This window comes from Barnesiella sp. An22 (assembly GCF_002159975.1).
In the GTDB taxonomy this organism is placed as follows: domain Bacteria; phylum Bacteroidota; class Bacteroidia; order Bacteroidales; family Barnesiellaceae; genus Barnesiella; species Barnesiella merdigallinarum.
Genome location: NZ_NFJR01000001.1, coordinates 594,035 through 617,557, shown reverse-complemented (window position 1 = coordinate 617,557; position 23,523 = coordinate 594,035). Strand labels below are relative to the sequence as shown.

Here is a 23,523-nt window from a genome sequence, read left to right as displayed (position 1 = left end):
TATAAGTTAGACTTCAAATTCTCAATATCTTTTTAGGGGATTTGTTTCTTGTATCTTTTATAGACTATTATTCTAAATAGTTCTATGATAATTCTTTCTTAAAAAGGATGCTCTCTCAGATAGAGACGTGCATTTTGCTTTCTGTAAAATTACGCAAAAATGAATGCGAGCAACGAAAAAAGGGGCGTTGAAACGATAGTTAATGGGGCTATCGTTCGCGAAGCGTATCCAAAAAATTGGTATGTAGCTCAAGTTCAAATGAAATGTGAGAAAAAAACAGCTCAAAAGTTAAGTGCTCTTGGATATGAAACTTTTGTCCCTGTTCAATCTGAAATTCATCAATGGTCCGATAGGCGGAAAAAAGTAGAGAAAATAGTTATACCACTCGTAGTTTTTGTACGCTCCGATGAGGAAACAGTTAAAGAAATAGAAAAATTATCGTTTGTTTATCGGCTATTGCGTGCTCCTGGAGACTGTAAGCCAGCAAAAATTCCGTGTGAGCAGATGGACCAATTTAAGTTCATGCTGGGGAATTGTGATTCTGAAATCACATTGGAGTCGTTAGAAATAAAAAAAGGCGATCGGGTAAGAATCGTTAGAGGAAATCTCAAAGGACTGGAAGGATTTATTACAGGTATAAGCGATTCGAAATCAAAAGTTTCGATAGTTATTGACTATATAGGGTGTGCAAGTATAAAAATAGATAAAACGGATCTGGTACTTGTTAAGGAATAGATATTCTCTAATAATATGGACAAATATACAGAGTTCCTCACTCAAATTCCTGATGACTTTCTTCATATTGTAAAGTCATTTGTTGTGGATAACAATTCATCAAGAATTGAGCCAGCCCACATCTTTAGAGCGTTGTTACACAAGAATGTTGGTCTGATTGATTTGATTGAAAATCGATTGGATTCGGATTATTACTATCTGCTCGACTGGGCCGATATGAGATTGCGGCAGACTTTGAAATCGGCATATCCGATGAAAGAGATTTGTTATTCCGATGAGGCTAAAAGTGTTATAAGGGAAGCAAAAAAACTATCCGATAAGTTAGGCCCGGATTGCTTGAGCACATATTGTCTACTTGCTGCAATCGTTTCTCCGGGAGTCGGTTTCACGGCCGATCAACTGAAAACACTGCCTCTTACGAGTGAATGTGTGATACAGGCTATTTCGGGTGATGAACCAAAGAATAAAATTTCGAGTCGGGAGAGAGAGTCCTTTACCACAACATCTGATGAGCGTAAAGAAGATCGTTATTATACGGAATTGGTAGAAGAGTTACCACATTTGCCAATATTGGGACTTGACGATAAGATACGTTCTATGGTCGAAGTCTTATCTCGTAAAGACAAGGCCAATGTGATTATTGTTGGAGAACCGGGCGTCGGGAAGAGCAGTTTGATATATGGATTATTGCAGAGAATAAATGACGGTTCGCTTCCAGCATCGTTAAAGAATCTCTATCCGGTTGAGCTCGATCTGATAGCTATTACACAAGGTGTAAGCTATAAAGGTGAGATTGAAGATCGGTTTAAGAAATTGGTAAACGAGATAAGTCGACATTCGCAACCGGTATTGGTCGTTGAAAATTTTCATCGGATAGAAGACAAACAATCTTTGTTGAATAGTATAGTCCCGATAATAAAGAAAGAGATATCGAAAGGTAAGCTTCAATTGATATGTACATCGACTGTCGAAGGTTTTACAAAAGATATAGAAAAAGATAAGGAACTTCTCTCTTTTTTCGAGAAAATCAGTGTAGAAGAACCTTCGGAGAGTGATTCGATAAGGATTTTGAAAAGTAAAATACCTACTTATGTCGAGTTTCATAAGGTCGAGGTAGAAGAGGGGGTGGCAGAAGAAATTGTGCGACTCTCCAAACGATACATACCCGAGTATAGTTTACCTTCATCGGCTATTGACTTGTTGGATAGATCAATGGCTTCGGTAAAAATAAAATTGGAGTTAAGTGAATCTGCATCAACAATATCGGTTCTGAATAAAGACTATGTAAAAGATGTGGTTTCTACCATGACCGGGATACCTATGGGCAATGTGCAATCGGAGGAGCGAATCAAATTGTCTAATGCCGAGGAGATATTGCATCGACGAGTGGTTGGTCAAAATCATGCCGTGAAAAGTATACTCGATGCAATTTATGAATCTCGGTCGGGATTAAACAAAAAGGGTCAACCTATCGGATCGTTTTTCTTTTTGGGACCTACGGGAACGGGAAAAACAGAGTTGGCTAAGGCGTTGGCCGAATTTTTGTTCGATGATGAAACTTCGATTCTTCGATTCGATATGTCGGAATATAAAGAGGAGCATTCCGTATCGTTGCTTTATGGTGCTCCTCCGGGATATGTGGGATATGAAGAGGGCGGTTTGCTTGTCAATCAAATACGTCGGCATCCCTACTCGGTCGTGCTTTTTGATGAAATAGAAAAGGCACACCGTTCGGTCTTTGATTTGTTTTTGCAAATATTGGATGAAGGGAAACTGCACGATCGGCTCGGTCGTGTCGGCGACTTCTCCAATGCTTTAATTATTTTTACTTCCAATATTGGTAGTGATTATATTTTCCAGTCGTTCGAAGCTAATCGTATACCTACACACGACCAGATGCTAGAGGTTATGCAGGGACAGTTCAGACCTGAATTCCTAGCTCGTCTTACCGAAATTATTCCTTTCTCACCTATCACAGAATCGATGATATACAAGATTTTTGATATTCATATTAAGAATCTGATGAAGTCGTTGCATGAGCAGGATATTAAGCTCGAAATTGATGATACGGCAAAACAATACATAACCAAAGTGGGATTCAATACTCATTATGGAGCAAGGCCTGTATTGGGGATTATTCGGAAAGAGATACGTAGACCTTTATCTAAGATGATTATCGCTGGCGATGTGGTACCTGGCGATACTGTCATAATGAAACACGATATGGAAAAAAATGAAATGGTTTGGGAAATTGATTGAAAGCGTATCGCGGTTTTTTCGAAAGCCGAATGATACAGTTCAGAAAAATCAGCCAAAAATCAATATTAACACGATAAAACAACAAGTTATGGCAAAGAAGACTGTTATCACCAAAGTCTTGGATACAGAGGCTCGAGATGGTGTTATAGAGTTTCCTCAGAATAGAACGCTCTATGTCGATCAGTTTACCGATAATGCTCCGAATACGGATGAGGAGCGTGAAGGTTTTAAACCCAGAAGTATGAAAGAGGTCTTTGAACATTATAGACCTACGAAAGAGGGTATCGATCTGAATACGGAAGAAGGTGGAGTCGTTTATGAAGATTTCGAGTTCAGACAAATTAAGGATTTTGAAGACGATAGATTGATTGAACAGAGTGCTTTACTCTCCGATAAAAAGGCAAAAATAGACGCGTATCAAGCTATCATCTTTCAGTTGGAGAAGAATAAGTCTTTGAGAAGTGTACTTAAAGAGGCCAATTCACGAGAGAGTTTAGTAAATGTACTTAAGTCTCTGTTGGCAGAGATAGAAAATGCAGATTAATTCAAAGTCTATGGCAACACAAGAACAATTATCGAATCAGACAGATAATGAACAATTGCAGTTTCAAGGCACTAACAGTTCATTGAAGGCAGAGGAGCTCCTGCCTGCACAATTAAAAGAGCTTGATAAATTTGGCGGATTTCAGTTGATAAAAGGTCTTATTAAAGATGCCGCCAATATGGATCCTCGTCGTAAGGCTGTAAAGAATATCTTTTTGCAAGATGCAACGTATGAGGACACTCGAAAACGGCTGAAAAACGAGCTGGCTATGTGGATTGATGTTCTCGAGAAAGGAGGCTTGGAACGGACTCAAATCGTGGATATGTGCAAGGAGCAAAGTGCACGAGCCGAAGAAAATCTTCAGTCAAATCTTTTGCGAATTCATGAAGAGATCAAGGATCTGGAAATAACGTATCGAACCCTCGATTCATTTTTTGCCAATGCAGGTCAGTCGCAAGTCAACTGCATTACCTTGATGAATGTCGATAAAGCCGAACTTGGGACACATGATTCAGAAGATACTGTTGCTGTCCGAGACGAGTTAGAGAAATACTACGATCGCCTTAGCCTTAAAAACAATTACAGCCTAATGGTTATACCCGGTTATTTGGGTGATAGCGATGTGGTAAGAATGTGGGCTTCGACGGCATATCGGAATAAAATATTGTTGATTACCGATTTTAAAGACAGTCTCAATTTCAGTATGTTGCAAGAAGAACTGGATGATGCGAATCTGCAGGGTCAGGATGTACAGCTTGCCAACGTAGTGATGACCTGTAATTATATATTGGGACGTAAAAAATCGGAACTGGCAGACGAATATGAAGATGTCTATATTCCGGCCTCGGGAGCATTGGCCGGGCGAATGACAAATACCGATGAGGTGGTTATTGCACAAGGTATAGCTGGGAAAAAGTATGGTACGCTTTCGAATGTTAAAGGCGCTCGTATGGAGATGCGTAAATCGGAAATAGCGTCGGTTATTGACCACGGCGTGGTACCTATTGTAGAGGAAGATGGTCGAGTGATGGCATTCTCAAATCGTTCGCTGTATAACGGGGCAACAATGGGGTTACAGGAGTATCCCATTGTACGAGTGTTCGATTGGATTGGAAAGGTATTCCAGAATTTCTTTAATGATGAAGCCTTCATTAACTGGAACTCTTCGGTAAAGGCAGAGTTACAACAGGCTGTTCATGATTTCTTGAGTGAATACAAAGGCCCGGGTAAGTTGATCGAGAATTATAACTTGAAGGGTATCAATCAGGATCCAGAGACCAAGGATATATCGATTCAGGTAGAACTTAAACCATTCTTTGCCGCAAAAAACTTCCTGATAGAACTTACCGGTCATAATGGTACAGCAGGGGTCGATTGGGAACAAAATGTACAGTAATATTTGTAAGTAACATATATTTAATTGTTTAACTATTTAATTCGAAAATTATGGCAACGAGAACCGCAACTATTTCGGCTGATGGTATTCAGGAGCGCGAAGTTCTGTTTGTTCGGTATGAACTCAATCAGCAGACCGATGTCGAAGGTCAGCCTACGGGGACAACACGGGGAGGCAAAATTTATGTTAAGGTAAAATCAAATGACGATGGGAATACCGATATTCTCGAGTGGATGATTGATACCTATATGAGCAAGTCGGGAACAATCTCTTTTCCCAACCGCCAAGGTGGAGAGATGAAGCATCTCTCATTCAAAGAAGGGTATGTGGTAGAATATGCCGAAACTTACGATTCGACCAATAGCCTTCTGCAATATGAAGAGTTTACAATCTCGGCTAAAGAGATTCAGATTGGCAATGCTCGTCATAACAATCGTTGGACTATCGACAACTAATTTAATTTTTCTCATAAGGGGCTTTTCTCGCAGAATATCCCCTTATGAGATATTCTCAAGACTATGGCATTACATGGAAGTCTAAAGATTGGAGGGAGAACGTATGGTGTGGTGGAGTGCCATTATGAATTCTCTCAAATGATCGATGAAACAGGTAAACCGTCATCGCGACCTCAAGGGGGTGAAATCTGGATTACCATGCCTTCGACAAATGACGACGATATGTTCTTTTATAATTGGATGTTTCATAAGTCGGAGGTTAAGGCAGGTATATTACGATTCTGCATATATACCAATGACAACAAGCCTAGCTACAAAACAGTCAGTTTTGCCAATGCCTATTGTACCACATTGAAAGATTACTTCAATGATCAGGACGGCAAACTGATGTATACGACTATTAAAATATCGGCACAGATTATTCGAATAGGAACCATGAATGCAGCGGTGTTCATGAATACGTGGACGAATGATTCGGTCGAAATGTTGTCGTCCAATTTGGAAGATTTTATTCGGGGTACTATAGCCGAGAATATAAAGCCTTTCTAACAGTATTATGTCAACAACGGTATCTAAACTTACGCTTACCATCGGTGATGCACGTTCCGAAAATTTCTTGATTGAAATAGCCGGAGTTCTCTTCGCAATGGACGATTTTACGTTGTCACAGTGCCTTTTGCAGCCTAATATATTAACTTTTAGATTAAGGAAAGGGCCTAAAGAAGGAGATGATGAGCCGCAGTTTAGGGCTTGTGGATATATTATCGGGAAAGATGTTTCTCTGGTTCTCGAAACAGAGAATATAGAGAAGGTATCGTTGAAATCGGAAGATGCGAAAACCCGGGAAATCAGATTTAGAGGGGCTATCGTTTCGGCTTCGGGATCACGTTCCCGGACGGAGTATAGTATAGAGGTCGAAGCAAGAAGCTATGATGCCCTCTTGATTGATAATCCTAATTGCAAATCTTTTGAGAAAAAAAACTTGAGCGAAATTGTCGAGGATGTCGTCGATGACTATTCCGATAAGATTGCGGCTGAAATCAATCCGCGCTTTACCGAAGTTTTACCCTATACCGTACAATACAACGAGACGGATTATCAGTTTTTGCTTCGACTTGCCCAACGATTTGGAGAGTGGATGTATAACGATGGGGAACATCTGGTGTTTGGGAAGCTGCCGCAGGGAGATCCTGTCGTATTGGGATATCCCAATAAAGATATTTCGGCCTATCATGTAGATTTGAAGATGCAGCATGTCGCATTTAGCCACGTCGCATCGTCGTATAACTCGTACGACGCAGAACAAAAGGAAGGCTTGGAAGAGATGGAGTTGGAGTATAATAGTTTGGCCGAGCTTGTTTTTGCAGCAACAAAGAGCGTCATGACCAAGGCTACATTACAAAATTTGCATTCCGGCGGCTTTGCCGATAGTGATAGCCGGTCTACGGTCCTGAATATATCGACCAAGACGCAGGCTCGTGGCGAGAAAGCCGGTATGTTGACCTATTCGGGGATGACCTATTGTTCACAGCTTCGTATCGGCAGCATACTTATCATTCAAGATAATTTTTTGACCGACGACCTTGTAGGCCGCGAGAGCAACGTAGAGCAAGACGAAATATTGATTACGGAGTTGGTTCATACCTTCTCGTCCGATGAGACTTATTGCAATCATTTTGTAGGGATACCTTCTGCCTGTGATTATCCTCCCTATGTCAATAGCGATGTGTATCCGGTTGCTTCATCGTGTAGGGCTCGGGTAAAAGATAATGAAGACCCTAATTATTTGGGACGAGTTCGGGTGCAATTTGATTGGCAGGCCCAGCAAAGTGAATCTATGATGTCTCCTTGGCTTCGTATCTCCCAACCTTATGCCGGTGGCGGAAAAGGTTTTAGTTTTATTCCCGAGATTGACGAAGAGGTGATGGTCGATTTTGAGGGCGGAAATGCCGAGCGACCCTATGTGAAGGGAACCTTGTACAACGGAAAAGGTATGCCTGATAGGACTTGGATCGATAACGACAACAGTTCCAATCAAGTAAAGTCTATTCGTACACGAAACGGACACACCATAGAGATTCATGATGAGGGGGAGGACGGATATATACGCATATACGATCACGGAAAAGAGAATTACATTCTTACTTTTTCGACAGACAAGAAACTTATCAAATTGGAATCTACGGGGAATATTGAATTGTGTGCCGCAAATGATATTATTCTGAGAGCTGGACACGATATCAAAGCCTCGGCCGACAATGATGTTTTCATTGATGCTTCACATGATATGCAGCGTACGGCCGATAACGATATACGGGAGCACGCGGGAAATGACAGGACTTCGACTATCGATAAGAACGACTCATTAACCGTGCATCAAAATCAGCTTATCCGAGTGAACAACAATAAAGACGAGCAAGTTGTTCATCAACTTCAGGTAACAGGCGAGAATATTCGAGTTGAGGCCACAGATAAGTTATTGGAATACTCTAAGATTCATCACCAGAAAGCATCAGACGAAACTGCTATCAATGCGACCAATCGCATCGATGTAAAATCAGCTATGGTAAAAATTAATTGACAATATAATGGATACTATTTTTTCTTCCGATTCGGCAATCCATGTGAATATCATGATTCATCGTGGAGGACATACGATTGTAGCTTACAAAGCAAAGCCCCTGTTTGAAGGTCCACGAGGATTTTGTATGGACAAAATTAGACACTTGATAGATGAGTTGTCGTCTCAAGGAAATAAACAGATTGTTTTTCATCTTCAGGTAATGATGGCTGGTGACTTGAATGGAATGTCTGATAAGGGGTATTATATTCGGAATCTCGAGCAGATGAATACTTCGTGCGGTATTGAAGTAAAGTCGGGATTGTATAAAGTATAAGTGTTGATATGGACGATTCGTATGTTTGTTCGACGGCCCGGATACAATGTTCTTGTGGAGACAAAATCTCTACCTTGACTGTATTTCCCGATAGAACGGTCTGGTTGACGGGGCAGCCACAGGCCAATATCAGCGATCATACGTCTTTGAAAAATATAGCTCCGTTTGGTCGGTGTCATACAACGGCCTATCCGCCTACTGGAGCAGCAACCGCAGCGGCTCATGGCAAATTGACCCCGATGCCTTGTGTGCCGAACACACCTTTTCCCTGGATGGGTGGAAAAAATGATGTGATTTTGAAAGGACAGCCTGCTTTATTGAAAAGCTCTACTCTCAAGTGCATATATGGAGGGACGATTACCATCACATTTGATGGGCAGAAATAGGATTGGAGATGAGTGCTACCATTGGAGGAAAAGATATAGAGAAGGAGTCGATGCTGCAGGAGATGACTGTTGTAGATATTTATATCGGTATTTTCTTTGATGGAACAAATAACAATAAGGTACAGGCTGCCATAGGGAGGAGATTTCGCCAAGAAAGTAAAGTTAATGCCAAAGGCTTTGCCTATGTGGATCAGCAGAGTCAAGAGCAGCTACTCCAAGACGATAGGAAAAGATATGCAATTTCGTCAAAATCGAAAGATGAAGCCGAGAATAGAGAGGTTGCTGAAATATTGGACGATAAGGTTTCGGACGAAGTGTATGGGAAGTATAGAAATAGCAATTCTCAAAATGTATCGTATACTAATGTAGCCATACTTGAGTCTTTTTATAAGACGGATGCGACTCATTATTCGTTGTATGTAGAAGGGTCGGGGAGTGATATGGATTTTGACAGTACCGGAGCTGATTTCATAGGATTGGCTTTAGGTGCAGGAGATAATGGCGTTGTGGCAAAAGTAGGTAAAGCTTTGGATTTTATATCTAATTTTATCTTGTCATCGAAACCAAATGGTCAGAAATATAGGTTGCATTTCGATGTCTTTGGTTTTAGTCGAGGTGCAACGGCTGCGAGAATATTTAATTATATCGTTTATAGTGATAAAATAGCTCAAAAATCCGGGAATGAGGAACTTAAGAAAAATAGTGACTCGTTTGTCAAGAAATTGCAACCCGAGAAAGATATAGAATCGAAAGAGGTAGAATATCTGGGAATTTTTGATACGGTAGGATCCGTTGGAGTCGTACATAGTGATAATGTGGCCCAATATGGACTTTGGGCGACAGATATGTGCCGGCGAGTAGTGCACTTGTGCGGGATGGACGAATTGAGAAAAAATTTCGCAATTATCGATATAGAGAGTTCAGTCCATTCTAATGGTTTGGAATTGTTTCTCCCGGGTTGTCATACCGATATTGGAGGAGGTATATCTATGGGAAGAGATGAACCTGCAATTATCAATAAAGTGGATTTTGCCGGGGTAAAAATAGTTTCGCAAAAAGTGAAGAATACGATGCTGACTCCTATGAATTTCTTTTTAAGAGAAAATGAGGATAATACACGGCAAAATCTTCGCTTTATCTGCGTAGATCCGGCAAATCCAGACACACAACAACCCGTAACGGTTGATACATTGATAGAAATGGGGTGGATTGACGAAGATAAACAGGTTGATGAGTTCAATGAATCTCTTGCGGGAAATTTGGGAAATTACTATACCGAAGGGACTTTTAATATCAGCATGTTTCGACATGTGCAATATGGTTATAGCAATGTCTCTTTAGCATTGATGGTTGAGGATGCCGTAAAGGAACGGTGTGACATGTTCAATTTTAGAACCGAACTGTTCCCAATACCGACAGATAATATTGTCGAGGAGGTATATAATAAGGCAAAAACTCAGATGCAGAGTGGCAGGAGCGGCCGTATTGCAATATCTCCATCGGATTATGCTCATTTGAGAAGAAAATATTTACATTATTCGGCCAATGAGCGTTTGGCAACACTCTCATCGAACCAATGGCTTGTAAATGCTCCTTATGTATATAATTCAGAAGATCAGGACGAGCAATCAATTCTTACTCGATTGGTTTATCAAGGAATATTTTCGGAACAGCCGGTTGTAACAACTCTAATAGATTTATTATGAAAATATCAGGGTCGGCACATACTCTATATCCGGTTGATACCTTTTTTGGGTTGTTGTATACAAAGGATAAAGTAAGAGAGATACCTCACAGATATCCGTTTAAGGGAGAATGGGGTAGAATACTCTCTACTCATATTTTGGAGGATGAAGACGACACGGTTCCCCAAATCCTTGATGTAGTGTATCTGTCTGTTGTTGAAAAAAAGTTTTATTCAGTTGAAGAACGGTTGAGAGATTCGTATTTACGAGAATGTATCTCGGAGTATCCTGTAACACATATTGTGATAGGGATGGCTCCATATGGATTGGTTGTTGTCTGGGTTTGTGGCCCATTGAAAAGTAAATATATAGATTCTTATATAGGGGAAGAGATAAATGTCGGTATGGATCAATTTGCTCCATCGATCGAAGGAGTCTCGTTGAACGACTATTGTGAAGAGTGTATTGAAAAATTTGATGATGTTAAGCAAAATATACTTCATGGGGGGCTCCCTCCGAAGAGTTTGTTTGTAAAATATATGCAGCAGTTTGTCTACCGATACTTCCCGATGTTGGAGAAATGGGATGGAGATAAATGGGAGCCATATAAAGAAGAGGACCCGTTAAGACCTCAACTTGATTGGTGCGAGGAGTCGCTTTATGACGGGACTTACGATAAACTTCACGATGGTAGGCTGATGAATTATCACGAGGCAGGTAAGCCTAAACGATTGGCTGTTAAATGGCATGTAGGCAAGTGTGAATATAGTGCATACTTTTGGTTTGATGAGGTGAAGATTTGCGAAATCTTCGATCGGTTTTATGGAATTCATCGGGATACGAAGAGCGATTTTATCATTCGTATCGATGGCGAGGCAAAGAAGTATGAATTGGCTTTATTCCGCTATGGACTTAAGGTCCCTCAGGTAATACCCGCAACGGCATATCAAATGATTGTTTTTAAGAATAAGTTTGAAGATTATCGTTCAGAAAATTATGACCAGCCTCACGGGGCCTGGATATGGTGAACCGATAAAAAAATATATCAAAATAAATAATAAGTGATTATGGAAAACAAGCAAGACTACGACGATGAATTCATCGTCAATTTGACTATCGATGGTTCTCCTTACGAAGAAGTGGAGGTGAAAGTAACAGACCCTCAAAAAACAATACGCGATCAGATTGCGAGTATTGTTGCCGTATTCGAATTGCCTAAATTGGATAATGGGGGTAATCCGATTCAGTATTTATTGGGTCAATTTATGGATGACGGAGAGGATAAGATTCTTGAGTTTGAAGATGTAGATGGTCGTGAGCAAGCTCTCATCGATTACAACATCCAACCTGGAGATCATTTACATCTTATTTCAGTTCCTATTGCCGGGTAATAAAATATAAACGATTTTATTATGAACGAAGCGATAAATAAGTTTAATCAGAAAGAACTTTCTGGTCGAGATGCCCGCCTTTGGAAAGAGTGGAAAGAACTTGATTCGTTGTGCGCAAAACGGAAGGCAGCAGCCGACAATCCACGTCAGCCTTCCATCTCGTATATTATCAGGCGTAAGAATGTAATGGGATTGCCTACCGAATATGAGATTTGGTATAGAGTGAAGTCGATTGTTGGTGTTAAGGGCAACACGATACCGAGAGAGCCTGTTTTCGGGTATCTGCATAAAATGAGTATTGTGCTTCCCAATAACTATCCTTCGGCCGATGGAAATCCCATATTTACGTTCCGTACCGATATTTGGCATCCAAATATTCGCTATTCGGGTAGTTTTAAAGGCCATGTGTGCTTGACTATTAAGGAGATGGGAGTCCTTTCTTCCTTGAAAGATTTAGTACTTCGTGTTGAACAGTATTTGAAGTATCAGCTGTATCATGCACAAAATACTTATCCTTATCCCGAGGACCAGAATGTAGCCGAATGGGTACGAGAAGAAGGTGAACCGAACGGATGGGTACGCTTTGGACAAAGCATGTCGGATGAAGGAGAGTCCGAGAAAGGCAATTTGAGAGAAAAACCAGAGGAGCGCATTACGAAAACAAGTTCTAAAATTATTGCCAAAAATATATGATAAGGAAGTTTATATTGTTGCTATGTTGTGTCCTATTCACCGGATCAGTTGCATGGGCCGATCAGGAGGTTCTTGTTAAACTCGACAGGCAGGGGCATGAAACGCAGACTGTAGATTTGGGATATGCGGCAGTAACCTTCCATTTTACTACCGTTTATAATAACCAGGCCCAAGTGGAAGTTTCGGTAGAGAACCTGACGCCATCACAGACGGTCTTGCTTTTTAATAGTACCCAAGACGAGAAGATGCTTAAAAAACGTAAGCCTAAGGTCCTGTTTGAAAAAACTTATGGTGGCGAGAAAGGGCATCGGTTTGTTTCGGGATGCCGGAATGTAAAGAATATTTTTGAACGAATAGAACCGGCTGAAACTCGGGAACTGTTTGTTTTCGAAGGCTCGGTGTCGGAACCTTCCGAGTTACTTATTCCGTTTTATATTGCGAAATATGTTCCTAGGGGATTTTTACGCTCGGCAAAATATCGAATATTGAGGGAAGATAACATAAAATTCATTTTGGAAATAGACGGTTGGAGCGAACTGGACCCTACCTATGTGGGTGTGAAGCGGACTATATCGGATTTTAAGGCACGTTTGAAAAATGTGAAATTTTGTGGAAACAAAATGCACAAGCCTTCATTAGTTGACCAGCAAAGACCATACCAGGCCATTAAGGATAGCATGATATTGGTCATAGACAGCATTTTCAAGAGTAATCCGTGGATGTCTCAAGATTTACCGCATCAGGCATATACACGTTTGAAGCAAGAAATCGAATCTGTAAATCTTGACGAGTATGTATCAGATTGTGGCAAGCATAAACGGGTACACCGGTGTGGCTATTGCTCTTTGAGTACAGAGCAAATATACCATAGACTTGACGATACGTATCAGCGATTGCATACCGGGCGTATCACTAAAGACGAAGCTGTTAAGACTGCTCGAGCGTTGCATAATTGTTATCACCAGAATCGGAGACGGGGACGCGATAGTTTTTATAGTGGAAAAATCAACGATTATTATGAGCGAATAATCAATTTCTAAAATTGAAGTTATGCGTTTCCCTGTATTTGTAGTATTTTTTTTGTGGGCTATCTCTTCGACTGTATTGTTTGCGACCTCGGTTACCGATACTTTGTATACCAGTCGAAAAGATAAGATAATACTGAATTACGGCGTTTTTGAAGAGGATGGTAATGTGGCATTTAAGATATTGGAATCTCCTCGCATTATTCCCTCGGAGTATCTACGTCGCTTATGCAAGGGCGATTTGGATAGGCTAAAGGTCGTTATCTTCGACCGAGTGGGCGACTTTGGCGATGTCGAATGGGGTGGATTAAATCCCACGACATTTATGGTGCCGGCCAATCTGAGTTACAAAAAAAATAAAGAGGGCTTTTACATTTTGGGCCAATCGGCTCCTATTGTGTTTGGTAAGAAGAGCAGTAAGAACTCGACTGTCGAATTTCCTGTTTTTATAGCAGTATACGAAAAGAAAAAAACTTACAAAATTGTAGGGCGAGGAACTGTAGCATTAAAGGTTCAGATCGCCGAGACGACGAAAGGTCATCGGACACCACCCGAAAAGAGTACTCATGTGGAACATATTGCTATTCATTCGTCAAGTGAATTGGAAGAGAATAATGGTGATATTATAAACGCATTAAGTAGTATGGATATGATTCGTCAGTTGTTGGCTACAGCAAATGAATTACCCTTTTCTCAAACACTTCAAATGGAAGTCTATAACTTACGGATGTTGAAAAACAGGATAGATAATCAGGAAGTTATCGAGAAAATCAATGATGTATTGCTTGAATATACCGCTAAGGAAAAAGAGTTGAAGGAGCAGCAAGAGGCCGATAATATGGCGGCTAAGGCCGAGGAGCAGGCCTGGTTGGCCCAGCAGAAGCAAGAGGAAGAGGCCAGGCAACAGAAACAAGAAGAAGAGACCAGAATCGAAGAAGCAAAACAGCAAAAGCGAACCGTCTGGATGATTATAGGTGGAGTGATTCTGATAGCTTTATATTTTGGGGGGAATATGGTACTTAAACATATTCGGGATTTGAAGAATCAACGGAGTATTCTGGAGATGCAACAGTCCTTGGCCAAGCAAGCCGAAAATGAAGCGAACAGAAGAGTACGCGAAGGTGTGCGTAATCAAACACATCGAATGACTGATACAGGGAAGAGTAAATTATATAAAGAGATACGGGATATCTCTCAAAAGCAGAATAAATCAAATAGAAAATCTATATAGATGAAATGTAAACAGTTATATGCACTAATCCTACTATTGCTATGGGTTAGTATTTGTTCGGAGACCGTTTGGGGAAAGCAGGTTTCAAAGAACGATGTTACCATATCTTATGAGATTCAGGCTGACAGTAGCATCAAAGTGTTGAATATTTGGAATAAATCTTCGAAACGAGTTATATTATATATTGATAATAAAGAATCGAAAACAATTAATCGAGAGTCGAGTGCACAGGTTAATCAGATTGCCCGACAGTCTGTCCGGTTTGACTATCCGAGAAGTAGTGGTGCCTTACTGTGGAGGTATGTTGCGCCTAAAGTCGAAGCTGTCAGTTCGTCAGAAATCGAGAAGGAGAGTGTCGATACGGTAACCGAGTCGTTGCCACGCATATCGCAAGCGAGGGTTAACAAAAAACAAGAACGTCAGCCGTCAAAGCAAGAGGGGGTAGTTTCGGAGAGCTATCTGGATCGAATGAATAGGGATGAATTTTTTGGAATTGAATCTGTTCAAGCCTATATTGATCAGGTAGATCGTTTTTCACAGGCTCTTTTAGCTTCGCAAGACAAGAAACAATTTGTAATAGATTACGATTTAGATGAATTTCTGAAAAATTCGATAGCCGAGATTAATCAGAAGCGCATTGAAATTCCTATTGTAGCACAGGAAATTGTTGCTATTTCGAAAACCACGACGATTTCGGGTCAGGAAACTTTAATCAACTATGTCGTTGAGACATTGAATAATCGGTTGCGAAATCGTGAAGATGCCTATAACCAGTTGAATGATTTGGTGACCGATGTGTATAATGCCGATTCACAGAGTTTCCTTAATAAGCATGATTTGCTTAATTATGGCCTTGTCGGTGGAATTGTATTGATTTTGGTCATATGGATAATTATAGCCGTAAACAAGCGGAAAAAGGGGAAGCGAGTAAGTAAGAATTCGGGGAAGTCAGTTCCCGAACATCAAACGCAAGAAGAGGCGAATGCTGCGATTGTTGTCCGTAGAAAGACCACATCTGTTTTGAAAAAACAGAGTCTCGATGATGTTGTCAATAACCCGGATTATTTGATGATTGATTCGGCTGATTTTTCGAATGATTCGGCTGTTCGTCGCATCTATATAAAGAATACATGTATCAAAGATGTGTACAATTTATATGCCGAAGATTTGCGTAATGCCGACAACCCTAAAGAAGATGGCTGTATGGTGTTGGGACGTTGGGTACAAGATGAGGCTACGCATACCTACGATGTTTCATTAGAGTATGTTGTGTTTCCTGGAGATGATGCTGTATTTAAGGAGTATGAGTTGAATTTCGGGGGGAAAATAAAATTGCGCATTGCCGAAAAACTTCGGAAATTGAGAAAAGATACCAATTTGCAATATGATCTGACATGTTGGATTCATTCCCATCCGGGGCTTGGGGTCTTTTTCAGTAACTCGGATAGTAATGTGCAGATGCAGTTAAAACATTCGCAACATCCCAATTTCTTAGTCGCTTTTGTCGTGGATATTTTGACGTCGAATCAGGAGTTAGGTATATTTACATTTAGAGGAGATGGAACAATCAATTCGAAAGGCGATTTATTAAAGATGTACTCTTTGGAAGAGATGTACAAATGGGCATTGGGCAGTGAGCGTAAATCCTTTATTCCTGATAATTTCTATAATATATTGAAAACAGCCAACGCACGGGCAGCTTCATGCTTTGGGATCGAGGTGAATAACAATGCGATTATTGACTTGACACAGATTACCATAGAGCCTAATACGGGACTGGTCGGTTGGGCTGTCGGATTTCCGGTTGATACGGAAAATGGGAAAGAGTATATAGTGTCGAGTCTGGTCAGAGTTCATGATAGACCCGCTACTGGAGTTGTAGGGTGTCTTGTGAGTATTACGCATATGAGTTTACCGACAATCCAACGGCTGATTATTCCTATCTGTGCGGATATAGATTTTGTATTAGTGTACTCTTCCAAGTTAATGACATTGACTTCAATACCTGTTGTTAACGGCGACGTTGTCATGGATGAGCGTTTTTACGGGGATGTAAATATTGATGAATTAAAAATATGGACACGAAGAAAAAGATAAGTAAATTGCTCCTGTTGTTAGGAGTTGTGCTATTGGGCTTTCCTATGTTTGCCCAAGAAGTTATGGTTTCAAGCATTCAGTTTTGTGATCGGAGCTATAATTATGGGCTGGGGAATGATTCGATAAAGATTTATTTTAATATACTGGGGGATGATGGGAAAAGACAACCCAATGTATCGTCGGATAGAATCGATGAGATGTTCTATTTTTATGAAGATGGCCAGGAAGTTCAAGATAGGAAGGTGCGTCAAATCAGAACTGGCGTGCGAATTCCCAAGGAATATACATTTTCGATTCTCTTAGATCAGAGTATTCCGAGAGATGGAAAGCAACAAATATTGAATACAATAAGACAATTTATTGAAGTTGCTGCAGATACCAGTGTATTTATCTCTTTTTATGGCGATGGGGTAACCAATAGTGTACAGGCAACGACCGAGAATTTCGACCGTATCGAATCGGCTTTCTTGGATACGATTACCGGTAAGGCTTTTTATAGTGGTGTCTATTCCAAGTTAGCGGAGTTTTCTCCGGCTCAAGCAGAGTATATGGATGAGGTGAAATCGGTAGATTATACCCCAAATCCATTAATTTGTTCTCGGGCGGCAACGAATCCGGGTAAGAATATTCTGATGATTTTTGCCGAAGGCAGCCGCCGGCCCGATGATGAAGAGTTGGATTATATAAAAGTATCCGATTATCAGTCTAAGTATGCCGATGAAATGCCTCGCGTATATGCTTTTTACTATACAGCCGATGGAGAAGATACGAGCATAGACATTACGCTTGACGGTATTACACAGCCTAAGGATAGTACTAATCGCATTATTCCTTCCTTGCGGGGCCGATACTTGCCGTCGGCAAGTATGGAGAATGTACTCTCTTCGTTTGAGCAAGTAATAGAAGACGCTACATACGACTACGAGTTGACTTATATTGCTAACCCGAATAAGATATATTCTGGCAATGTCAATTATAGTGCGAAGTGGGGACGTAATATGGTAGGTGACGCTACGTTTACCATAGGATCGGCAGAGCGGCCGTGGCCCGAGCGAGAACAAAGTTCGACAAGTATATTGGTCGAGTTTCTGGTAGCGATATTGGTAGCGGTACTTGCTTTTGCATTTTTCTTCATCATTATGAAAGTCATTGTACCCTATATCCGGTTTATGACATTCAAGTCGAAGTATTATAAGAGATACGAGCCAGAAGAAAATGTTCAAAGACGTATTTGTCATTACTGCAAACAAGAATTGAGGCCGGGACAAATTATTGTAACGAAATGTAATCACTGGATGCATAAGCATTGCTGGGAGGAGAACGGATATAAGTGTGCTGAGTTTGGACAAAACTGCAAAACGGGAATTCAGAACCATGTAGAATGGGCCGATCTGTTTAGATGGAGTACGTTGAAAGATTGCTCACAGACTATAGCCGGGATTTTGGCCGGGTTGATTAGTTGGGTTATCTATGAAGCATGTGGCCGGGGGGGATTCCCGGAGCTGTCTCGGTTGATTGTTGGATTTGTTTTTGATGAAACCAATGCTCAAACATTCCTTATCAATGATTGTGTTACGCGCACCTCTTCTTTTTTGATGATAGGACTCCTGTTAGGATTCTTTATTTCGTTGGTCTTTAGGTACAAGGATGATATTCGTAATAAGAATTGGCAAATATGGCTTAAGATTGTAGGGCTTTCTGTCCTTACGGCTTTTATCGGTATGATAGCATTTGCTATTGGAGCCGATTTGTTTTGCCTGATATTATCATGGACGGGAAAGACCTATATACCCTGGTATTGTTCGCTGCCAGCCTATATATTATTTTCAATAAGTGTCTCTTTGGCATTGACAATAAAATCGTCAATACCGATTCGAAGTGCTCTTATCGGAGGGCTATGCTCGGCCGTAATAGGATTTTTGGTCCTCTATTTTACGAAGTTTACAAGCAGTAGCTACGAATGGATAAACATGCTGTTGGATTTTATTATCTATGGAGGCGGTTTAGGAGCTTCGCTCATTACGGTGCGAATGATTGCCGAACGGTATTTCTTAGTGATTCAAAACGGCGTGAAATCGGGGTTGAGAATTCCTATCCATAAATGGATGAATGCAACTGGCGGTGGGAATAAAGTCTCAATCGGTATGACAGGAGAGTGTGAAATACAAATGAACTGGGAAAAAAGCAATAAAGTGGCAAAAGAACATGCACAACTTTATATCGATCATGAGAAAGGTTTCCCAGTGATTAAGCCATTGGCAACAGGTGTTTTATACAATACAAGAGTCGAGTTGCCAATCAATCGAACGGCTGTTTTAAGTAACGGCGACACCTTCAAGATAGGCGATACCATCTTTAAATATGAAGAAGTTTAATCAGAATAATCATTTAAAATTTATAGAATACATGAGAAAAGTATTGTTATTGGGAGCCCTTGTCATCGGGGGTATGGCAAGCATGGCACAAACTCCTATCGATCATTTTTATGTGGGTCCGTATGTTGTTGACTATCATGGACAAGGAGACGTAAAATATAGGTTGCGCGATAATGTCGATTTGTACGATTTTTTTGAACTTCAAAGAGATACTACGATTATTTCAATCCATAAAGAGGTTCCGGTAGAGAGTACAATACAGTTATCGGCTCAGATTGGATTTAATCCAGACCGCCCGAAAGAGTTTGGAATCGAAGGTGTTTGGAAAAAAAATTTGATTGGGAATGTCTATTTTAATGGCGGTCTTTCGCTGGATCTTACCCATACCGACTATGGCTACTTGCTAAAGCGAAACATGTTGGAGATAGGTGTTCCATTGCAGATAGAACTGGGAAAGTTGAACCATCAGTATGCATCGTTGTATGGTTCGGTTGGGTTGGTACCCACGGTTTATACAACGGTCAATGCCGAGAAATGGAGCACGATAGATGCAAGTCGAGCCGACGGTGTGAAAAAGTCGGGTTTTTTAATAGCTCCTGTTGTAGAAGTGGGAGGGAATATACCCGTCGGGGCAATGATTATGCGTATCGGTTTTTATGGACGATATAAAGTCAACTGTACACCGGGCGGATGCGATGTGTATAAAATGGCCGCAGGACGAGCTTTTATCGGTGCGAAAGTAGGCTTTGTACTTAAATAAACAGAGTCGTGACTACAAGATCGAACACATACGAGTGGGGAGAGGGTGTATTCACATTGCTCTCCTGGTTTAAAAAAGAACGAGTACGCGATGCTCGAGTCCTGGTCGTAGGAGCCGGCGCATTGGGAAATGAAGTCGTTAAAGATTTAACACTGTTTGGAGTAGGTCATATTTTTGTTGTCGATTTTGACCGTATAGAGATCAGTAACCTTACCCGATCGGTTCTCTTTAGGGAGGAAGACGCCTTTGAGCATAGATTCAAAGCTGATGTCGTGGCTAAACGGGCGATGGAGATCAATCCGCAAATCAAGGTAGTGCCTATCGTAGGCAATCTCTTTTCGGACGTGGGATTGGCTTTGTATCGGTCGGTCGATGTTATTATTGGATGCTTGGATAGCAGGTTGGCTCGTTATCAGCTTAATCGTATGGCCATGCGAGCTGGTAAAACTTGGATTGATGGCAGTATAGAGAATCTGACCGGTGTCGTAAAGGTTTTTACGCCTGGAATAAATTGTTATGAGTGTGGTCTGTCTCGGGAAGAGTTCAATATTATCATGCTTCGTACCGGGTGTGCCGATGTCGTTAGAACCCAGGCTTCACAAGGACGAGTTGCAACTACCCCGATAAGTGCATCGATTGTGGGGGCAATACAGTCGCAGGAGGCAATGAAGATGATCCATCTGGACTCTTACGATTCGGAGCATTTGCCTTTTACTACATTGCAAGGTAAAATGTTTCATTATGAAGGCTTGACAAATTCGACTCATGTATATCGTCTTGCCTCTTGGAAAAAAAATTGTCCTTCACATGAGAAATGGGGCCCTGTTGTTACAGATGAAAATCTGTCGGCCGATATGTCGGTCAAAGAGGCGATAATAGAACTGAAGGAAATATGTGATTGTAGAACGGTAGAAATAAACTTGATGAATAATAAGTTTATAGAAACAATCATATCAGACTCTCCCGAAAAGGAATTTGAAGTGAGGATACCAGAGTCTAAACTCGACGAGGTGATTGCCGGAAATACAGAGATGCGTATGTTGAGTTATAGAACTATTTTCCATAAAAAATTCTTTGAAAATATCGATGTCTCATTTCCATATCTCGATTTGACTTTGAAACAGATAGGTATCCCTCATTACGATATCCTCAAAGTCTCGACAGAAAAAGGTGAGTTTTTTGTGGAGTTGTCGGCCGACAAGAAGTTGTTTGAGTAGTATGATGTATATTCCTTCTGATTTAAAAGCAGAAATTTTATTGAATTATCTCTCCCAAGAGAAACGACAGATAAAGCTGTGTGGTACTCATAAGCGAACGGCATATCGTGATGTTTTGGAGTTGATTTTTGAGGAGCAAGGAGGCTATGATATTTCGATAAGTCGTAATGGCTTGTATGATATTCTTCCAGAGGGGCTGTTTCATTCGATTGATAGATTTGAGAATATACCGACCAATGAGCGAGAGAAGCGATTCCATGAGGCTTGTGAAGAGCAGCAGGCCGAAGAGGATAATGCCCGACTTTTTTTTAGACCTTTCGATGAGTTTTTGTTGGACCTCAGCTGTAAGGTTCTGGACATGGAGTGCCGGGACTATTCCGACAATAAGGTTTTAGTCGATATCCTTTGTGATGATATGCCTGATGAATACCGCCATAACCGATTCGTAACTAAAGCCAAATCGTTTATACCGGAATGCAGTAGGATAAGAGGCGATAAAACCTTGTTGTCTTTGATGTGTCGGAAAATCTTTAATGAAGAAGGGTTGCAATTGGAATTACAGAAAAACAACGAGATTGTATGCGATCGACAGCCGCGTTATAGTTGTTATTTGAATGGTGAGGACGAAGTTTATTTGGGTAATGAATTCCCCGAGGAGATAACGACCTATAAGATTCATTATTGGAACGATAGTATGTGCGATTCGACTTTTCTCGATTTTGTCGAAGAGGTCGGTGTATTTGAGCGTTTTTTGAATGATTATTTTGTCGGAATCGAATCGAAAATAAAGTTCGATATTTCAACCGATACGTTGCCGGTTAGATTATCGGACGATATGTGCTATAATTACTTGAGTTATAATACAAATATATAAAAATCAATGTCTCGGAAAATAACCTGGAAAAAAGGCATGCGGCTTAGTCCTGAGGTCTTTATTGCCGCCGATAATGCCTATGAAGACACGTTGCATATGGCTGCATTGTTGACCTCGGCCGGTCGGTTGGGGCTCTTTACAACATCTAAGCCTTTTGAGTTATCGGTCAATATCAACAATAATACTCTCGAGGTAACATCGTTGTCTTGTCATGGTGTTACACGTAGTGGAAAAATTGTAGATATAGAGTTTGATTCTAATTATTCAAATACGTTTGATACTCGAATTGCGATTCCTGCACATCATGAATCCGACGCATATCTTCTTGTTGTAAAAATGTATGCACGGGAGTGGAGAGAAGTCGACGAGATGTATTCCGAGTCTAAATATACATTTGAGCTCCTTGGTGTGAACAGTAAGATTGATGACGATTCATTGCCGATTGGTTGTATCGTAAATCAGTATGGGTGGAGATTGAATGAAATAGATTTTGTTCCTCCTTGTTTATATCTTTCGGCGCATCCGATGTATATGAATCAGTTGGGACGAATACAATCCTTGGCCAAAGATATTTGGGTCAAATGTATTCAAGCGGATAGGTGTGAGGCCCGCATACTCTTGTCTGAGGTTTGTTTGGCAATAAGTCGGGTTGCAATAAGGCTGGATAAGGAGCGAGATACACTTACTCCGAATCAGTTATATGCCGAAGTACAGAATTTTGTCAGTGCATTTGTACTCGGTTGCAGGTTGGATTGTCACATCAATCTCGAGAACCAGGAGCCATTTTTGCAGTATATGCAGAAGCCGTATGATTTGCGAAATGTATATAAAGATATTGAGCAGGGGTGTGAGTTGCTGTGTATGATAGCGCAAAAAATGGAGACCGTTTTTAAAATGGTCGAAGAGGTACCTGTCGTTGTTGAAGAAAAAAAAGTCGTAAAGGAGCCGGAATTACCGAAGCCGAGAAAAAACAGGAAGGAAATTTAAACACGATACGAGAAGATGAATTTTATCAATATCCCGTTATCTATTGCATTTGATAAGTCTCCCGTAATTGAGCGAGAAGGTGGAGATATTGAAATGAGTATTGATAACATATTGGACTTGATAATATTTACGCCTAAAGGTTCTTTCGACGCTGATCCTGAGTTTGGCTTTGAATATTGGAACCATGAGTTTTCGAATATCAATGTTCGGGAATTTAATAACAATTATTTGGGCTTGATGTCTGGAGTATCAAAAGGAGATAATATTTCTCGAAAACAGTGTGAGGAGAGCATTCGGGAAAGTATTCTGACGTATGAGCCACGGTTGCAACAGCCCGAGGTTAAAGTTGAGCTTGAAGAGAGTACCTCGAAATATCAAGTAGGGAATAAACGGCCCAAGTATGAAATGCACGTTGTGATTACCGGGGCTATCGATATAGGTTTGGGGATTAGTCGCCAGTATGAAAAGAGAGTCTCTTTTATGGTCGAGCCGATTGTATGTAAGATAAGTATTTAA

At 40.7% G+C, this 23,523-nt stretch carries 21 protein-coding genes; all 21 read left to right on the top strand.

The features are described from left to right. Positions 1 to 159 precede the first annotated feature (159 nt). The gene (locus B5F38_RS02505; protein ID WP_087407732.1) at positions 160 to 735 is read left to right on the top strand and encodes a UpxY family transcription antiterminator; all 576 of its coding nucleotides are present in this window, start codon (positions 160 to 162) and stop codon (positions 733 to 735) included. A 15-nt stretch (positions 736 to 750) separates the two neighbouring features. Further along, positions 751 to 2,994 (top strand): ATP-dependent Clp protease ATP-binding subunit, encoded by a 2,244-nt coding sequence (locus tag B5F38_RS02500; RefSeq protein ID WP_087407731.1) that lies wholly within the window; start codon positions 751 to 753, stop codon positions 2,992 to 2,994. Continuing rightward, a complete protein-coding gene (locus B5F38_RS02495; protein WP_158096826.1) occupies positions 2,969 to 3,538 on the top strand; it encodes a hypothetical protein in 570 nt (189 codons plus the stop codon). Before B5F38_RS02500 ends, B5F38_RS02495 begins: the two co-directional genes overlap by 26 nt. 10 nt (positions 3,539 to 3,548) lie before the next feature. Beyond that, positions 3,549 to 4,934 carry a hypothetical protein gene (locus B5F38_RS02490; protein ID WP_087407729.1) on the top strand — a complete coding sequence of 462 codons (1,386 nt, stop codon included), beginning with the start codon at positions 3,549 to 3,551 and terminating at the stop codon, positions 4,932 to 4,934. A gap of 50 nt (positions 4,935 to 4,984) precedes the next feature. Then, the gene (gene tssD, locus B5F38_RS02485; protein ID WP_087407728.1) at positions 4,985 to 5,389 is read left to right on the top strand and encodes a type VI secretion system tube protein TssD; all 405 of its coding nucleotides are present in this window, start codon (positions 4,985 to 4,987) and stop codon (positions 5,387 to 5,389) included. Between the two features lie 63 nt (positions 5,390 to 5,452). Continuing rightward, positions 5,453 to 5,938: a type VI secretion system tube protein TssD gene (tssD, locus tag B5F38_RS02480; protein ID WP_087407727.1), complete on the top strand. Its 486-nt coding sequence runs from the start codon at positions 5,453 to 5,455 to the stop codon at positions 5,936 to 5,938. 7 nt (positions 5,939 to 5,945) lie between these two features. After that, the gene (locus B5F38_RS02475) at positions 5,946 to 7,970 is read left to right on the top strand and encodes a phage baseplate assembly protein V (RefSeq protein ID WP_087407726.1); all 2,025 of its coding nucleotides are present in this window, start codon (positions 5,946 to 5,948) and stop codon (positions 7,968 to 7,970) included. Positions 7,971 to 7,977: 7 nt separating this feature from the next. Beyond that, positions 7,978 to 8,286: a hypothetical protein gene (locus B5F38_RS02470; protein ID WP_087407725.1), complete on the top strand. Its 309-nt coding sequence runs from the start codon at positions 7,978 to 7,980 to the stop codon at positions 8,284 to 8,286. Between the two features lie 394 nt (positions 8,287 to 8,680). Beyond that, entirely contained in the window at positions 8,681 to 10,378 is a 1,698-nt protein-coding gene (locus B5F38_RS02460; RefSeq protein ID WP_143240886.1) for a DUF2235 domain-containing protein, read from the top strand. Further along, positions 10,375 to 11,385: a DUF2931 family protein gene (locus B5F38_RS02455; RefSeq protein WP_087407722.1), complete on the top strand. Its 1,011-nt coding sequence runs from the start codon at positions 10,375 to 10,377 to the stop codon at positions 11,383 to 11,385. Before B5F38_RS02460 ends, B5F38_RS02455 begins: the two co-directional genes overlap by 4 nt. A 39-nt stretch (positions 11,386 to 11,424) precedes the next feature. Beyond that, complete coding sequence (locus B5F38_RS02450) at positions 11,425 to 11,748, top strand: hypothetical protein (RefSeq protein ID WP_087407721.1); 324 nt, start codon at positions 11,425 to 11,427, stop codon at positions 11,746 to 11,748. 21 nt (positions 11,749 to 11,769) lie between these two features. Next, positions 11,770 to 12,441, top strand: a complete 672-nt coding sequence (locus tag B5F38_RS02445) for a ubiquitin-conjugating enzyme E2 (RefSeq protein WP_087407720.1) — start codon at positions 11,770 to 11,772, stop codon at positions 12,439 to 12,441. Beyond that, positions 12,438 to 13,481 (top strand): hypothetical protein, encoded by a 1,044-nt coding sequence (locus tag B5F38_RS02440; protein WP_087407719.1) that lies wholly within the window; start codon positions 12,438 to 12,440, stop codon positions 13,479 to 13,481. The genes B5F38_RS02445 and B5F38_RS02440 overlap by 4 nt, the downstream gene beginning before the upstream one ends. A gap of 10 nt (positions 13,482 to 13,491) precedes the next feature. Then, complete coding sequence (locus B5F38_RS02435) at positions 13,492 to 14,697, top strand: hypothetical protein (protein WP_087407718.1); 1,206 nt, start codon at positions 13,492 to 13,494, stop codon at positions 14,695 to 14,697. Beyond that, positions 14,698 to 16,794 carry a hypothetical protein gene (locus tag B5F38_RS02430; RefSeq protein ID WP_087407717.1) on the top strand — a complete coding sequence of 699 codons (2,097 nt, stop codon included), beginning with the start codon at positions 14,698 to 14,700 and terminating at the stop codon, positions 16,792 to 16,794. Next, positions 16,773 to 19,169, top strand: coding sequence for an FHA domain-containing protein (locus B5F38_RS02425; RefSeq protein ID WP_143240885.1), 2,397 nt, complete (start codon positions 16,773 to 16,775; stop codon positions 19,167 to 19,169). Before B5F38_RS02430 ends, B5F38_RS02425 begins: the two co-directional genes overlap by 22 nt. Beyond that, on the top strand, positions 19,156 to 19,929 hold the full coding sequence (locus B5F38_RS02420) for a hypothetical protein (RefSeq protein ID WP_087407715.1): 774 nt from the start codon (positions 19,156 to 19,158) through the stop codon (positions 19,927 to 19,929). Before B5F38_RS02425 ends, B5F38_RS02420 begins: the two co-directional genes overlap by 14 nt. A gap of 8 nt (positions 19,930 to 19,937) precedes the next feature. Continuing rightward, the gene (locus B5F38_RS02415; protein WP_158096825.1) at positions 19,938 to 21,146 is read left to right on the top strand and encodes a ThiF family adenylyltransferase; all 1,209 of its coding nucleotides are present in this window, start codon (positions 19,938 to 19,940) and stop codon (positions 21,144 to 21,146) included. Between the two features lies 1 nt (position 21,147). Next, the gene (locus tag B5F38_RS02410) at positions 21,148 to 22,020 is read left to right on the top strand and encodes a hypothetical protein (protein WP_087407713.1); all 873 of its coding nucleotides are present in this window, start codon (positions 21,148 to 21,150) and stop codon (positions 22,018 to 22,020) included. 6 nt (positions 22,021 to 22,026) lie between these two features. Further along, complete coding sequence (locus tag B5F38_RS02405) at positions 22,027 to 23,007, top strand: hypothetical protein (RefSeq protein ID WP_143240884.1); 981 nt, start codon at positions 22,027 to 22,029, stop codon at positions 23,005 to 23,007. Positions 23,008 to 23,022: 15 nt separating this feature from the next. Beyond that, entirely contained in the window at positions 23,023 to 23,523 is a 501-nt protein-coding gene (locus tag B5F38_RS02400) for a GPW/gp25 family protein (RefSeq protein ID WP_087407711.1), read from the top strand.

What these genes read in the sequence shown, in the direction of transcription:
- B5F38_RS02505 (WP_087407732.1), top strand. Translation starts at nt 160, where the DNA reads ATGAATGCGAGCAACGAAAAAAGGGGCGTTGAAACGATAGTTAATGGG.
- B5F38_RS02500 (WP_087407731.1), top strand. Translation starts at nt 751, where the DNA reads ATGGACAAATATACAGAGTTCCTCACTCAAATTCCTGATGACTTTCTT.
- B5F38_RS02495 (WP_158096826.1), top strand. Translation starts at nt 2,969, where the DNA reads ATGAAATGGTTTGGGAAATTGATTGAAAGCGTATCGCGGTTTTTTCGA.
- B5F38_RS02490 (WP_087407729.1), top strand. Translation starts at nt 3,549, where the DNA reads ATGGCAACACAAGAACAATTATCGAATCAGACAGATAATGAACAATTG.
- tssD (WP_087407728.1), top strand. Translation starts at nt 4,985, where the DNA reads ATGGCAACGAGAACCGCAACTATTTCGGCTGATGGTATTCAGGAGCGC.
- tssD (WP_087407727.1), top strand. Translation starts at nt 5,453, where the DNA reads ATGGCATTACATGGAAGTCTAAAGATTGGAGGGAGAACGTATGGTGTG.
- B5F38_RS02475 (WP_087407726.1), top strand. Translation starts at nt 5,946, where the DNA reads ATGTCAACAACGGTATCTAAACTTACGCTTACCATCGGTGATGCACGT.
- B5F38_RS02470 (WP_087407725.1), top strand. Translation starts at nt 7,978, where the DNA reads ATGGATACTATTTTTTCTTCCGATTCGGCAATCCATGTGAATATCATG.
- B5F38_RS02460 (WP_143240886.1), top strand. Translation starts at nt 8,681, where the DNA reads ATGAGTGCTACCATTGGAGGAAAAGATATAGAGAAGGAGTCGATGCTG.
- B5F38_RS02455 (WP_087407722.1), top strand. Translation starts at nt 10,375, where the DNA reads ATGAAAATATCAGGGTCGGCACATACTCTATATCCGGTTGATACCTTT.
- B5F38_RS02450 (WP_087407721.1), top strand. Translation starts at nt 11,425, where the DNA reads ATGGAAAACAAGCAAGACTACGACGATGAATTCATCGTCAATTTGACT.
- B5F38_RS02445 (WP_087407720.1), top strand. Translation starts at nt 11,770, where the DNA reads ATGAACGAAGCGATAAATAAGTTTAATCAGAAAGAACTTTCTGGTCGA.
- B5F38_RS02440 (WP_087407719.1), top strand. Translation starts at nt 12,438, where the DNA reads ATGATAAGGAAGTTTATATTGTTGCTATGTTGTGTCCTATTCACCGGA.
- B5F38_RS02435 (WP_087407718.1), top strand. Translation starts at nt 13,492, where the DNA reads ATGCGTTTCCCTGTATTTGTAGTATTTTTTTTGTGGGCTATCTCTTCG.
- B5F38_RS02430 (WP_087407717.1), top strand. Translation starts at nt 14,698, where the DNA reads ATGAAATGTAAACAGTTATATGCACTAATCCTACTATTGCTATGGGTT.
- B5F38_RS02425 (WP_143240885.1), top strand. Translation starts at nt 16,773, where the DNA reads ATGGACACGAAGAAAAAGATAAGTAAATTGCTCCTGTTGTTAGGAGTT.
- B5F38_RS02420 (WP_087407715.1), top strand. Translation starts at nt 19,156, where the DNA reads ATGAAGAAGTTTAATCAGAATAATCATTTAAAATTTATAGAATACATG.
- B5F38_RS02410 (WP_087407713.1), top strand. Translation starts at nt 21,148, where the DNA reads ATGATGTATATTCCTTCTGATTTAAAAGCAGAAATTTTATTGAATTAT.
- B5F38_RS02405 (WP_143240884.1), top strand. Translation starts at nt 22,027, where the DNA reads ATGTCTCGGAAAATAACCTGGAAAAAAGGCATGCGGCTTAGTCCTGAG.
- B5F38_RS02400 (WP_087407711.1), top strand. Translation starts at nt 23,023, where the DNA reads ATGAATTTTATCAATATCCCGTTATCTATTGCATTTGATAAGTCTCCC.